This window comes from Serratia sp. 22264, assembly GCF_052045345.1.
GTDB classification, from domain to species: Bacteria; Pseudomonadota; Gammaproteobacteria; order Enterobacterales; family Enterobacteriaceae; genus Serratia; species Serratia plymuthica.
Map to the genome: position 1 here is coordinate 95,007 of NZ_JBQEOY010000011.1, position 13,717 is coordinate 108,723.

A 13,717-nucleotide genomic window follows, 5' to 3' on the forward strand; every position below is an offset into this window, starting at 1 on the left:
GCATGGTCGGCAGGGCGTTCTTGGCGTACTGTGTTCGGGAAAGGTAACGGCGGCGTGATGGCATCTTCAGATGTCTGGTGCGCAGTGGCGCTTGAGTAACAAAACCAGTCATGCCAGTAATCCTCTGACTTAAATGAGCGGAAACACCGTTAGGGGACGTAGAGTGCCAAAATTTGCGCAATGATTGCATGTTTTTTTATGAGGTTCAAGTAACAATTATGTTACTACCCATCGAGGCAGACGTTATATAAGTCATTGTTATTTATCATATAAAAATAAAAACCTGTAAAATCAAAACGGTATAAATACACATCTTTTCTGCATATCTATTGCCGCAGGCCGACGCAGACGCCCGGAAGCGCCCCACCCCATTGCATGAAAAAAGAGCAACCGATCGGGTTTGTGACAGAAAGCGATTGACGATATCCAGCCAATAGGGTTAAATGCGCCCCGTTGCCCGGATAGCTCAGTCGGTAGAGCAGGGGATTGAAAATCCCCGTGTCCTTGGTTCGATTCCGAGTCCGGGCACCATATTTAGAAGAACCCGCCTATGGCGGGTTTTTTGCTTTCTGGAATATGGACTCTCCATCGAACAAGTTCGATTATTCGGCCTGAAGACCTCACCCTGCGGGCCAACGCTGAAGCGTTGTTCAACACGGCGCAAGCGCCGGTTGTCCGAGTCCGGGCACCCTATTTAGAAGAACCCGCCTATGGCGGGTTTTTTGCTTTCTGGAATATGGACTCTCCATCGAACAAGTTCGATTATTCGGCCAAAGGCCTCACCCTGCGGGCCAACGCTGAAGCGTTGTTCAACCTGGCGCAAGCGCCGGTTGTCCGAGTCCGGTCGCCCTATTTAGAAGAACCCGCCTTCCGCCAGAGGAACAATTTTCAATTGGCGCAACCTACCTGATGCGCGTCACTTTTCGGTGCCCTGGATTGCTGACGTCGCGCGCGATTGCGCGCGCAGCGTGAGGCGAACCAGCGGTACGGTCAGCGCCGTCGTCACCAGCGCGAACACCACGAGGATCGTGTAGACCTTTGGCGGAAGGATCTGCATCTGCAGACCGATTGACAGGACGATGAGCTCCATCAAGCCGCGCGTATTCATCAGCGAACCCACCAACATCGCATCGCGTGGCTCAAGCCCGGTGGCACGCGCGCCCAGATAACTGCCGCCGAACTTGCCGATGAATCCGCCCGCGAGGAATACGCCGAACCACATCCATGATGCCGCGTCGTCGATCGTACCGACCGACGCATGCAGCCCCGCATACGCGAAAAACACCGGCATCAGCACAAGCCTGACAAAACCTTCGACGTTGTCCCGCCACTCATTCGCGATGCCGGGCACACGCCGCACGAACAGCGCCGCCGCAAGTGCGCCAAATGCGCTATGAAATCCGATCAGCGACGTCGCAAGTGCCGACGCCATGACGAAGCATAACAACACGGCCAAGCGGTCGCGCGCCGCATGCGCAGTCGATGCGAGCCGCATAAGCGTCGGTCGAACCACGAAGCGCACCAGGAGCGCGCACAGCACCAGATACGCGAGCAGGCTGAGGAACATGCGCGCAAATGCCCAACCAGGCCCGCTCGATAGCGAAGCAATAGCGGCAAGCAGCATCCATCCGAGCGCATCCGTCAGCATCGCGGCAGACATTGCGTGCCGTGCACCCACCATGGCGTTGAGCGCCAGGTCGTCGACGATGCGCGCCATCACCGGTACCGCTGATATCGCAAGCGCGACACCGCAGAAGAGTATATAAGGCAGCGCCGGCGCGTCGCCGGCGAGCATGTCTTTCGAGACAGTGGCGACGATCATGCCGATCGCGGCCGGTAAGACGAGCCCGCCCGCGGCGATCGCGACGGGCATGCGCCAGCGCTTGCCGCGCAGCGTCTCGCCCAACTCCATATGCAGACCCACCTGAAACATCAGCAGTATCAGGCCGACTTCACCGACCTGCCCCATCGCCGACAGCGTACGGGGGCCGAACAATGCGTCGTAGAAATCCGGTGCGATCACGCCGAACAGCGAAGGCCCCAACAGCAAACCGGCCGCGATCTCGCCGACGACCGCGCACTGGCCGAGCCGTTCGGCAATGCGGCCGCAGACGTTGCAGAGCGCGATCACCAACACGAGTTGCAACAGCCAGACAGTCATGAATACCTCGGAAAGAGTGACACCGATACGAATCTGATGGCCGCGAGCCCGAGCGGGCCCGCCGCGCCATACGCCATGATGACAGTAACGCCGCTCGCCAGGTTCGCGAGCGCCTGGCGGAACGACGTGTCCGAAACCTGCTCGGTGAGGGCCGCCGACTCACGCATCACAGCTCACTCGCAACGCGGTCAACCCAACCCCGGTAGAACGCACGGTACTTGAGCACGAGCTTGTCGTACTTGCTGTACGCGCCGCCGCCGTCCGGCTTCATCCCGTTCCAGATTTTGACGTCGTACTTCGCGGCCTGTCTGGTCTGCAGCCCAAACAGCACGTAGTCGGTCGCGCGGCGCAGAACGCCACCCACCTTTTTGATCGAGATGAGCATGTGCATGACGTTCTTGCCGTCGCTCACCGGCGTCACACACTGGAGCAGTTTGTATTTGAAGTCTCCGTCCAGCGAGACGGTCATGACGCACCCGCCGGGGTAGCCATCGAAGTGCAGGTTCATCTGCGACATGTTCAGGCCGAGCACGCGTGCCAGCATGCCGGAGGCCCCGAAATACCGGTCCACGGTAAAGTCGATCCCGGCACCGAACCACGCGCCCGCCTGTGCCAGAGACTCAACCTCCGGCCACCGGCGCCAATCGTCGAAGAGCTTGAGCTCGAAGGCCGAGATCGGGAGCTCGTGCACGGGGGACGCGTGTTGCGCGTCGTAGAAGTTCTCTACGATCCGCAAGACCGCCGTCGTCGTCTCGAACGCGAAGTGCAGGTGCATAAAGTCGCCGTTGTCGACGTCGGCTGCGGCGATTTCGGGCAGTGGGTGCAGCGGCTCCGGGGAGCCGTACCAGACCCACACGTAGCCGTATCGCTCGGCGGTGACCAACGTCGGCTGGCGTACCGATCGCGGCACGGGCTCCAACCGGCGCACCGTCTGGTTGTGACCGGGGATGTGAACGCACTGGCCCTGCTCGTCGTACCGCCAGTGATGAAACGGGCACTGGATGCACCCGTCCTTGACCTGCCCGTCGGCCAGGTTCGCACCAAGGTGCGAGCAGTGGCGGTCCATCACCACCGCCTGCCCCGTCGCTCCGCGCCACGCCACGCAAGGACGGCCGAAGAGCGTCAACTCCGTCGGTTTGTCCTTGAGGTCATCCGAGCGCATCGCGACGTACCAGCTCGCGGCCACGCTCGTGGTCGCGTCGTACGCCCTCGAAGGATGCTCCTCGGCGTGCACTTGAACCAATTGAATGTCGTTCATCATTTTTGTGTCCTCGATGGCCGGCTACTTCTTCCGAGTCAGGCTGATGCGGGTCGTGATGTACGCCTTGAGCAGCGCGAACATCGGGTTGTAGTCGAAGTACTTTTTCACCTCCGCCGGCGCGCTGGTTTGTGTCCAGTGCATCAGCTTCATCGCCGGCAGCAGGCTGTACTTCGAGTTGTTGAGCTGCGGCTTATCCCCGTTGATGCAGTACCCGAAGCCGAACATCTGCTTGGCGAAGTCTCGCCCATCGATGAGGGCGTGGATCCGCGCCGCGGCCTCCCCGGTCGGCTTGCGCCCGGCGCTCACCGCCTCGATCTCGGCTTTGGCGTCGTTGAACAACTGGTAGTACCCCTCCATGTCCGCGCACAGGTACCCGAGGTACGGAGGGTCGTTATCGAGGTGATCGAGATCGCCCTCGTCGCGCGACGCGCGGAACCTCGCGTGGGCTTGCACGAGCCGGAACTGCCCGAGGATCGTGCCGACTGCCCATAGCCTGTGGAACGCGTCCCACAGGCGGAAGTCCGAGAACGCCGTGTAGCAACAGCTGACGAAGTCGTCGTTGTGGTCCAAAAGCTTTTGCTGCAGGCGCTCGATGTACTCGAAGCGCTCAGGGGAGAAGTCATCGTCGCGCAGCGCCTTGATGAGGCGGGCCGCGAGCGCGTGGATGGTCACCGCGGTGTTCTCGAGCCCCCGGGAGAAGAGCGGGTCGATGAACCCGTTCGCGTGCAGCATCAGGCAGTAGCGATCGCCGATGCAACTGGTCGACGAGAACTGCAGGCGGTCGGTCCTGACCCAGTCGCGCACCGGTATGGCGTCCCGGAACTGCGCCCCGATGCTCGGGAACCGCGCGAGGAACTCGTCGAACTCTTGCTGCGCGGAGATGTCCGTTTTCGGGTAGACACGCGGGTCGAGCTGCAGACCGACGCTCACCAGATTGTTGGTCGACCGCGGGTGGTTGTTGAACGGAATCACCCAGAGCCAGCCGCCCTCGAACATGTGGTGCAAGGTCCCCTCGTGCCAGCGCCAACGCTGCCCCTTGACCTTGAAGATGTCGTCGAACGGCTTGACCCCGAGCATGTGCGTGTAGAGGCTGCGTGAGTGCGTCTTGAAGCGACACGGCTCTTCGCGGAGATTGAACTTGGTCGCGAGCGGCGCACGGGGTCCTCCGCAATCGATCATGTACCGGCCGGTGAACCGTTCGTTCTCGGCGGTGGTCACCGCGACGCCGTCTTTATCGGCGTGGTATTCGGTCACTTTTGTCTTCTGGCGAACCGTGCAACCGTATTTAATGGCGGCTTGCAACAGGTAGGCGTCGACGTCTTGCCGGTAGTAATGGCTCTCCGGCCCCCAGGGCAGTTCGGGAATGACGCACTGCGTGAACTCCTTCGGGTCGTGCTCCTGGCCGGGCTTGTGGAACACGAAGCCGAAGTTGCGTTTGATGCCCGTGCTCGACGAGACGTAACGTTGCGTCGAGTAGAACGACGTGATGTGGTCGAGCTCCGGAATGCCGTAGCGATCGGCGATGATGCGGTTCATCAGAGACGTCTCGGGAATCGAAGATTCGCCGATCGTGAACCGCGGGTGCGACGACTCCTCGATGATCAGCACGCGAAACTGCTGTTTGGCCAGGATAGCCCCCATCTGGGTGCCGGACATGCCCGAGCCGAGGATGATCACGTCGAAGTGGTTGTTATCGCGCCCGTGCGCGGGGCTCTTCTGAGTCATGAGGGCAAATCTCCTTAATGAGATGGAACAGATGGCCGTGCGTGTCAGGACTCGTTGAGAGCGGTGCGGATGCGGGAGCGCGCGGCAAGCGTGAGCGTGGCCAGATCGCCGAGCATGCTGGGCGCGTACCCCCCACTGCCGATTGCCGGGCCGCTTCGCCCGACTTCGTACACCCGCTCCGCCAATTGAACATGAGGTGCCCGGAAGCGCAGCAGGACCACGAAGACCCGGTTGAGGGCCGCCAGCCCGGCCCGGACGGATTCGCCCTGCGCACCGGCCGCTCGCGCCTCGCCGATCGCACGGTCGATGAGCGCCGGCCTCCCGGCAAACCGAGCGTAGACCGCCCGGTACGCGGGAAGCACATAGGGCAGGTACGTCTCTTTGAATTCTCGATAAGCCTGGTGGTCCGATTGCGAGCCCCACAGGACGTGATCCAGCACGAAAAGGGGCATTTCTACGGCACCGGGGCCAAGGTAGCTCTGGCCCCCGACGCGAATCGGTTCGTAAAAGGGGCGGAGCTCATCGTAGAAGACCTGCGGCGAGATGAAGCGATATGCGTAAACGATCGATTCGACCATTTTTTGCAGATAGGCCGCCAGCTCGTCGCACCCTTGCGCGAACGCGGGCGACCTCAGGGGCACGTCGTGCAGCTCGACGGTCACCGCGATGGCCGCCTCGAGGGCCGCCATCGAGATGCGCACGCTCTCGAGCAGGTGCGCTTCGTCGCTGAGCCCAGTGTAGCTCCGCTGCGCGTCGGCTGCCGCGGGGTTCCATACCGTCACATGCAGGAGCGTCTCGCGCGGCGGCAGGTCGGTCATGCGCGCCAGGTCGAGCAACACCGGCTCTAGCCCGGGCACCACGTCCACGGGCTCGTGTCCGTGCCGCTTGAGCGACCCCAGGAAGAACCCAATGTCCCGCATCGCGGCGGCGGCTTCGACGAAGTCCCAGCCGGAAGGCACGCCGCGCACCGGGAGGAACTCGCGCAGCAGGCCCACGATGCCGGGCACGTCCTTGTTACGGTTCAGGTCCGGCAGTTGCAGAACGAACGAGCGCGCCTGCAGCGGATCGCAGGCCGCCACGGCAGCGTGCGTGGCCGCGAATTCACATACCCGGCCCAGAGCGCGCTCCACTACCGGAACTCCGGCGACGGGCCGGGTCGAGATAGCCCTGCGTTACCCTCGCGCAACGACCGCAGGTAGTCATAGTTCGTCGGCAGGCTCGCCCGCAGACGCTCGGCCTCACGCTGGATGCGGGCGAACATCGCCTCGGCCTTTTCGATCGACTCCGGTCGCAGCTGCAAGAGCGGCAGCGACCGGTCGGGCAGCATGCCCAAGCCGGCAAAAATGCAGTAGTAGTTCCCGTTCAACCAGAAGTTCTTGAATTCGAAGTCGAAGGTCTCATAGTACGTGGAATCGTCGAACGACGTGGTAGTCAGCGGCAGCCCTGCCTTGTAGCGCTCAACCTTCTCTTTGATGGAGTCAGAGAGCCGCAGGTCGTGCCGGTTCGCGAGCCAGAACGGCGTGTCTTCGCGCGACGAGGTGAAATAGTGCGCCTGAACAAAGTCTCGGCAGTCGTCGAACATGTAGGTGATCTCGGCGTTGAACGCGTCGGCCAACCGCGGGTCGAACGAGGTGTCGGGGAAGTGCTTCACGAGTTGGTAAAGCGCCGCGTAGATGAAGTAGATCCCCGTCGATTCCAGGGGCTCCAAAAAGCACGACGACAGCCCGATGGAGACGCAGTTGTTGACCCATGCCCGCTTGTTGCGCCCGACCCGGAACTTGATCTGGTTGAGCGGCTGATTGTCCGAGAGGCCCCAGAGGTTGAGGAAATCGGTGGTGGCCTGGTCGCGGGAGGTGAACTTGCTCGAGAAGACGTAGCCGCTGCCGAACCGGCCCAGCATCGGAATTTTCCAGGTCCACCCCGAGTTCATGGCGATCGCGGAGGTGTAGGGTTCGACCCCCGCTTGCGCGTCGTCGTTGGGTACGGCGCTGGCGACCGCGCTGTCGCACAGCAGGTAGTCGGACATGTCAATGAAGGGCTCTTTCAGGGCCTGATTGATCAAGAGCCCCCGCATGCCGGAGCAGTCGATGAACAGGTCCGCCTCCAACTTCCGGCCCTCTTTGGTGAGCAGGCTGGAGATGAAGCCGTGGTCGTTCAGGTTAACCTCAACGACCTCGTCGACCACGCGGTTCACTCCGCGTTCGACGGCCCAGCGCTGCAAGAAATCGGCCACCAGGTGCGCGTCGAAGTGCCACGCGTGGGACATCTGACGGGTGCCGTCGTGCAGGCAAGGCGCCAGATTGCCATCGAGCGCCCCGGGCTGCGGGTAGCAAGCGTATGCCATCGACTGCTGAAAGCCCTGTTCGCGCTTGCGCAACCAGTAATGGGTCAGCGGCACGCCGTCGCAGCTCGGCACATTGCCGAACAAATGGTAGAAGTAATCGTTGCGCGAGTGGTCGGGAGACTTTCTCCAATTCACGAACTTGATGCCGGCCTTGAACGCGCCGTTCACCTGGGGCATCCACTCCTGCTCCGGTATCCCGAGGAAGTCGAAGAACACCTTCTGCAAACTCGGGATGGTCGCCTCGCCCACGCCGATCCGGGGGATCGCCGCAGATTCGATGAGCGTAATGTTCGCCTGCTGCTGGAGCGCCCGGACGAGGTATGAGGCGGACATCCAGCCCGCAGTGCCGCCGCCCACGATGACGATATTCTTGATCGGTTTGCTCATGACACTCTCCCATAGGAGGATAGTGGAGATGTTAGATTAGGTTCTAATCAGGCTAGACTCTCGTCTGAAAATTACCACATTCCGTTTTCGAATTAACTCAGCGATATATCCTCACGCGAAGTGCCCCCTCAAAACCCTAATTATGCACCACCCTCCACCCGGTTAAATATATTACTTTCAACCGGTTAAAATTTCGGGAAAAGCCGGAAAAACAAGACCACCTCATTATTTACCATAATGAAATAAAGCCTTGTAACATCCCTACTCCACCCCAAAGTGAATTCGCATAACATGCTGTTTTTACTGAGCCATCATAATGAAAAGAGGCAACGAAACTTATCAAAAAAGGTCATATCAGACGCTTTCAATCACTACCGACACCGCTTTGACCTCATCCTTTAAATAAACAAATTACCTATTGGATATTAATGCATTTGGAATTGATAGCATGCTCACAATTCTATAAATCAAACACCCAGATAGTTATAGGTGATGCATTATAAACTTGCCAGTCAACAAGAATAATCGATTCAAATTCATTCGTTAATTACGTATAAAAACATCCATAAAATAATATCTTTTTCACGATCAAACATTCAGTCTAAAAACAATTATCCGTCTGGTTTTCATACAAATACTCAACAACATTCGGAAATTGTTTTCTGCCGAAATGAGTATCGGGAAGACATTGAGCCGGTAATAGAGGCCGCTGCGGAATTCGCGGTCGGCGACCATCTGCTGCAGGTCGCGGTGGGTGGCGGCGACTCGATCGAGATGTCTGCCGGCTCGTAAAAACAGCGTGCCTTGACCCACCAGCTCGAAACGCCCCATACGCCGGATGCCGGCACCGGTAAACGCCCCCTTTTCACTTTTAAAAGACCGGAACCGATCGATAAGATGAAGGACATTGCAGCAAAGCATTTTCCTGCAGCATTACCTCCAGAGGCTTGAATTTTGTTGTTTGACCGGCAAGAGACAGTGGCAGATTTGCGTGAATGATGCGACGCATGTACAACGTTGTTCTGGTGTTTCTGGCGTGTTTTTCGGGGGCGTTCACCTGTACATTGAACAGGCCAGAGACGCCGTTCAAAGCCCTTATCAACATGACTCTCACTGGGTGTGTTTACATTTTTGACCAAGGGCTTGTCTCAATCTCGTGCTCGATTCTATTCCGTATTCTTATCATTAAGGGCTGAGGGTATAAATGAGGGTACAAAAAACAAAAATATCCATTAAATTATAATGCGACCCACACCTTTCTGCGAACGGGGTTATTTTCCGTTTAAAATCCACTGCACAGTTTGCATGCGCTGCCCGATATAGCCGACAGGCTTGGTAAAGGAGAGTCGGGAACATTATCGCCAACATTTATCAGGGTGCGGGTCACAACATTATTCCCAAGCTGGCCAGCCATTTTCGTCAACCATTACCCCTGGGCTGAACGGGTTTTAAAAGAGGCTTGGCTGGATAATGGCAACCAGAGTTAACCCATGGCAAACTCTGCCCACGATATGTAATTAATTTACCGCTAATTATTCCCCCGCAAAAACCTGTACCGTCATTATATAAACGAGTGCTGAAGTACTACGCCGATAACTGCGCGAAACCCAATATCAATCACTGCGATCAATGAATGCCTTATGCAAACCTTCCAATGGGTGATATTGAACTTTTTCTTTTCCGCAAAATGGCTTAGGTATCGTCAGACGTTGCCTGATTTGCGCCGGATAACAACCAAAATTCGACGTATTTAACCCAGCCGACTTCCTGCCGACTTCCTGCCGACTTCCTGCCGACTGCCCGCTGCGCCGTTATTCTTTCGCGTTAACTTTTCTCATAAGCAGTGAATTACTTTCCTGGAAAATAATTCAACGCTGTTATCAAGATATCCCGCTTGCCACTCATTTTACGGCGACAGAGCTTTAAGCTTGACCTGCCAAAACAGTTTCATTATTGTACAATAAATAACATTTTTAAAAATATACGTAATGAAATTAATCAGGCGTTTTCTTTTAAAAAGAAAAATAGTTGTCACACTTGCCGTCACATCCTCCATTCTGGCATTTATTCTTTATCAGAATAATTATCAGTTGGTTGAAAGTACGGTAACGATCCCTCACAAGCCGAATAATCTTGATGCCGTCCTGGCGATGCCGCGCCATCTTCCTCCTGGCGAGAAACCCGGCATAGTGATATTTGTTCACGGCGACGGAGATATTAACGCCACTCACGGCGGTTTTTACCGCCCCATCTGGGAAGCGCTGTCCAAAGCCGGTTTCAGTTCGCTCTCCTGGAATAAACCTGGCGTTGGCGGCGCGCCGGGCAACTGGCTGCAACAGAGCATGGACGATCGCACCAGCGAAGTGATCTCCGCCATCGATTGGATAAAACATCAGCCCCAGTTGGACGGCCAGCGTATCGCACTCTGGGGTGCCAGCCAAGGTGGGTGGGTATTACCGAAAGTCGCAACGCGATATCCCGATATCTGTTTCATGATTGCCGTTTCGCCCGCCGTTAACTGGCTGGAGCAGGGTCGCTATAATACTATCGCCAGCATGAAGCAAAAAGGCCGTTCGGAAAGTGAGATAGCGGCGGAGTTAAAGCGCGAGCAGCAGGTCCTGGCATTGCTCGACGCCAACGCCAGCTTCGAACAATATCAACAAAAAGAGGGGAATGCCGCCGACTTCACCCCCGACCGCTGGACCTTCGTGATGAAAAATTACCGTTCGGACGCTACGCAAGACCTTGCCCAGGTTCACTCGCCGGTCTTTTTGGCCTTGGGCGGAAAAGACATTAACGTCGATATTAAAAATACCGAAAATGAATACCGCAAGCGCTTAAGCAAAGCAGGCCAGCTGGATATCAAATTTTATCCGCAGGCGACGCACTCCATGCTGGAAAAAAGCACCGAGGACTCATTAATAGAGACCTGGTACAAAGGTTTATTTTTCCCACGCGCCATTTTCTATCCCGGTTTTTTACAAGATCAGCAGGATTTCGCTTGGCAGCACCGTCATTGCCAGTAAAAAACCTCTGCGGGGAGTCTTCCTCCCCGCCCTCTTCCTTATCTAGTGCCAGCGGAAAATCCGCATCCCCAGAACAAAGGCAAATACGCCAAACCCCATTAGCATCAGCGTAGCCGGCATGATCAACCTGATATCTCCGCACTATTAGCTCGGCTATTTCGACGCCGGCGCTTTGCGCAAATGCCAGTAATTAACGGAACAAAAATTACCGAACGACTTGGGGTTAACGAAGTTACATATTTTTGTAAGTTTTTCAAACATGAAACAAAGCTGAGTCCTGTGGCTTTCAGAAATCATAACGGGCGATGATTAAAAATCAGTTTGACACCCAACCCTAACAGAATTCGTTTTGGATCATTGTTGCAACCCGCACGACAGAACAAACTCGCCTTCAGGTTGCAACAGCATTGTATTTTATAACGCATTGAATTTAATAAAGAAAAACAAAATACAGTTAGAAACGCTGCTTTATCTTATTTTTAAGATATTTTTTTATAAAAAGAACAATAATTAAAAAACATTCCATTGCGCAAAGTGATGATGAATAGCTAAAATTAAGTAAATCACGACTAAATTATGACAATACTCGTACTTGGTTGTTTGCCATTTTTTATTCTGCCGAGGTATATCATGAGTGGAGTATTGGACGTCATGAAACATGAGAATATTAACGAGCCATCAAAAATGCCAAATAAATCAGGCAGCGAAGGGATTGTCTTTGGCTACCTGATTGCTGAGAATGTTTTATTTGACATAAAAAAATACAACCTAATCAACATCAACTGCAAGAAAATAAAAAGTGTTTCGACCTTTTCTGGCATGCGAGAAACCATGTCAAGGTTGTTAATTTATCTTCTGGAAAATTGCGCTCGTGAAAATATCAGCATAGAAGATATTTTATTCAACGTATGGGATAAATATGGTCTGCAATCGTCAACATCCAGACTTTGGCAGGTAATGCAAACACTTAAAATGAATTTAAGTGAAATCGGTGTGCCACAAGACTTTATCACGCAGACTACCAGTAACTCTTACACGGTAAAAACCGATCTCGTTAGAGTTTTATATTGTTACGAACCGAGGATAAACAATGCCACCTCAGTTCGCGGTGCAAATGTTCAGTCGAATAAGAGCCATGTTTCAGAACACAAAAACAGTCACCGATAGATTGTCCGTTGTCAGCGACTGCCCCTGCATCATTTTGATCTGTTGTACCTGACCATCCTGCTAACGAAAATAACGGGCGATCTGTGAAATATCCTGTTCATTGAGCATCCCCGATAAACTTTGCAGGGCCACCCATGCCTTCAGATAGCCATATTTAGCTTCCGCATACTCTTTCTGCGTCATATAGCGTTGTTGCTCAGCGTTCAACACGTCCACGTTTACCCGCATGCCGGCCTTTACGCTCTCGCGTGTCGCTACCACCTGTTTGTCTGCGGCCTGCAACGCCAGTTCGTACGCCTTAAGCTTGGTCTCGCTGCTGCGACAGAGATTGTATTGTTCCTGCAGATCAGTGAGCGTTTTGTCTGACTGCGCCGCCATTTCGTACTTCGCTTGCATATAACGTGCCGCCGCCTGCTCCGTCGAGGCCGATACGCCGCCACCCGCATATATCGGCACGCTCACCTGCACGCCGATTGAGTTGGTGCGGTACTGTTGGCCGACGGTGTTGTCGCTGTTTGAATCGTTCTCAGAGTGTGATGCATACAGCGCTACCCGCGGGAAATGGCCGGCCCGGTTTTTCTCCACTTCATAATGCGCAACCTCGATGCCTTGTCGTGCGGCACGCAATTCCGGGTTGCTGCTGCTGGCCTGGCGTTGCCACGCATCCAGCGTAGGAAACTTCAACGCCAGCGGAGTAAAGGGGCCTTTTTGCGCCTCGATGGCATCGATATTGGCCGCCGGCACGCCGATAATGTTGCTGAGTTTGCCCTGAGCGGCGTTCAGCGCATCCTGCGCTTCGATCACCTGCGCTTGAGACAGGCTGTAACGGGCCTGAGTCTCCGCTTCGTCGGTGACCGTCCCTTCACCCTGGTTGGCCAACCGTTGGTTAAGCGACAGCTGTTCACGGTAAGCAAGCGTTTGTGCCTGCGCCACGGCAATGTTCTCACGCCGATAGGCCACATCAATGTAAGCCTCCAACAGACGCGTCGTCATGTCTTGCAGTTGGCCGCGATAGCGTTCGTCCGCCATCAGCGCCCGCGCTATCCCACTCTGGTAACGCGCCCAGGCTTCATAATCGAACAACGGTTGGGTGACCGTCACAGAGAGCGCGTGACTGCGATAACGGGTGTTAACGTTTTGCTCCTGAGTGTCGCCCAGGATATCAGTAGCCTGATACTTCTGGTTCTGCCAGTTGCGAGGAGCATTCTGGTAGTTGGCGGAAACCTGCGGCAACAGGCCCGCTCGTCCAATAGCTTTGTCTTGCTCGCCGGCCAGCTTCTCCTGCACCGCCGCCTGCAGGGTCGGATCGTTGTGCAGTGCCAGCATAAAGGCCTCTTTCAACGTCAAGGCATTTGCTGGCGTAGCATAAAACCAACAGGCGGCAAACAAGGCTGCGATTATCCCAATAGTAATACGATGGATCATGTTATTTATTCCTCCGTAAGGGACATATGCGCGCGATCGACCACCGGTTTAAACAGGTAGTTGAGCAAAGAACGTTCGCCGGTGCGCACGAAAACCGATACCGGCATGCCGGGAACAATGGTTTTCTCTCCCAGTCGCTTAATCTGCGCCTGCGGCACCGTCACTTTCATGTTGTAGTAAGGTTCGCCGCTGCGTTGATCGGTCAGTCGATCGGCAGAAAT

9 protein-coding genes, 1 tRNA gene and 2 pseudogenes are annotated in these 13,717 nt (G+C 55.6%); 4 read left to right on the forward strand and 8 right to left on the reverse strand.

Going from position 1 to position 13,717, the window contains the following annotated elements; genetic code table 11:
* Positions 1-455: 455 nt before the first annotated feature.
* Positions 456-531 (forward strand) — tRNA-Phe (locus tag ACTJJ1_RS24675).
* 19 nt (positions 532-550) lie between these two features.
* Positions 551-910, forward strand: a complete 360-nt coding sequence (locus ACTJJ1_RS24680; RefSeq protein WP_440835703.1) for a hypothetical protein — start codon at positions 551-553, stop codon at positions 908-910.
* Between the two features lie 6 nt (positions 911-916).
* Here the strand turns inward: ACTJJ1_RS24680 and ACTJJ1_RS24685 are convergent, their stop codons facing one another.
* From ACTJJ1_RS24685 to ACTJJ1_RS24710, 6 genes and pseudogenes are all read right to left on the reverse strand, one after another.
* Complete coding sequence (locus ACTJJ1_RS24685; RefSeq protein WP_440835704.1) at positions 917-2,161, reverse strand: cation:proton antiporter; 1,245 nt, start codon at positions 2,159-2,161, stop codon at positions 917-919.
* A 166-nt stretch (positions 2,162-2,327) separates the two neighbouring features.
* On the reverse strand, positions 2,328-3,422 hold the full coding sequence (locus tag ACTJJ1_RS24690; RefSeq protein ID WP_440835706.1) for a Rieske 2Fe-2S domain-containing protein: 1,095 nt from the start codon (positions 3,420-3,422) through the stop codon (positions 2,328-2,330).
* A 21-nt stretch (positions 3,423-3,443) separates the two neighbouring features.
* Entirely contained in the window at positions 3,444-5,147 is a 1,704-nt protein-coding gene (locus ACTJJ1_RS24695) for an NAD(P)/FAD-dependent oxidoreductase (protein ID WP_440835708.1), read from the reverse strand.
* A 44-nt stretch (positions 5,148-5,191) separates the two neighbouring features.
* Positions 5,192-6,277 (reverse strand): monodechloroaminopyrrolnitrin synthase PrnB family protein, encoded by a 1,086-nt coding sequence (locus ACTJJ1_RS24700; protein WP_440835710.1) that lies wholly within the window; start codon positions 6,275-6,277, stop codon positions 5,192-5,194.
* Positions 6,277-7,878, reverse strand: a complete 1,602-nt coding sequence (locus ACTJJ1_RS24705; RefSeq protein WP_421413990.1) for a tryptophan halogenase family protein — start codon at positions 7,876-7,878, stop codon at positions 6,277-6,279. Before ACTJJ1_RS24705 ends, ACTJJ1_RS24700 begins: the two co-directional genes overlap by 1 nt.
* A gap of 669 nt (positions 7,879-8,547) precedes the next feature.
* A pseudogene (locus ACTJJ1_RS24710) lies at positions 8,548-8,754 on the reverse strand (sigma 54-interacting transcriptional regulator); the annotation flags it as partial.
* A 1,214-nt stretch (positions 8,755-9,968) separates the two neighbouring features.
* Between ACTJJ1_RS24710 and ACTJJ1_RS24715 the strand changes: the two are divergent.
* Both ACTJJ1_RS24715 and ACTJJ1_RS24720 read left to right on the forward strand, forming a co-directional pair.
* On the forward strand, positions 9,969-10,904 hold the full coding sequence (locus ACTJJ1_RS24715) for an alpha/beta hydrolase family protein (RefSeq protein WP_230554807.1): 936 nt from the start codon (positions 9,969-9,971) through the stop codon (positions 10,902-10,904).
* Between the two features lie 630 nt (positions 10,905-11,534).
* The gene (locus ACTJJ1_RS24720; RefSeq protein ID WP_440835713.1) at positions 11,535-12,071 is read left to right on the forward strand and encodes a hypothetical protein; all 537 of its coding nucleotides are present in this window, start codon (positions 11,535-11,537) and stop codon (positions 12,069-12,071) included.
* A 60-nt stretch (positions 12,072-12,131) separates the two neighbouring features.
* Here the strand turns inward: ACTJJ1_RS24720 and ACTJJ1_RS24725 are convergent, their stop codons facing one another.
* Positions 12,132-13,496 carry a TolC family outer membrane protein gene (locus ACTJJ1_RS24725; RefSeq protein ID WP_004948083.1) on the reverse strand — a complete coding sequence of 455 codons (1,365 nt, stop codon included), beginning with the start codon at positions 13,494-13,496 and terminating at the stop codon, positions 12,132-12,134.
* Between the two features lie 5 nt (positions 13,497-13,501).
* Positions 13,502-13,717 (reverse strand): annotated as a pseudogene (locus ACTJJ1_RS24730) (hemolysin D); the annotation flags it as partial.

Coding starts and splice junctions, on each gene's coding strand:
- ACTJJ1_RS24680 (WP_440835703.1), top strand. CDS start 551: ATGGCGGGTTTTTTGCTTTCTGGAATATGGACTCTCCATCGAACAAGT.
- ACTJJ1_RS24685 (WP_440835704.1), bottom strand. CDS start 2,161: ATGACTGTCTGGCTGTTGCAACTCGTGTTGGTGATCGCGCTCTGCAAC.
- ACTJJ1_RS24690 (WP_440835706.1), bottom strand. CDS start 3,422: ATGATGAACGACATTCAATTGGTTCAAGTGCACGCCGAGGAGCATCCT.
- ACTJJ1_RS24695 (WP_440835708.1), bottom strand. CDS start 5,147: ATGACTCAGAAGAGCCCCGCGCACGGGCGCGATAACAACCACTTCGAC.
- ACTJJ1_RS24705 (WP_421413990.1), bottom strand. CDS start 7,878: ATGAGCAAACCGATCAAGAATATCGTCATCGTGGGCGGCGGCACTGCG.
- ACTJJ1_RS24720 (WP_440835713.1), top strand. CDS start 11,535: ATGAGTGGAGTATTGGACGTCATGAAACATGAGAATATTAACGAGCCA.
- ACTJJ1_RS24725 (WP_004948083.1), bottom strand. CDS start 13,496: ATGATCCATCGTATTACTATTGGGATAATCGCAGCCTTGTTTGCCGCC.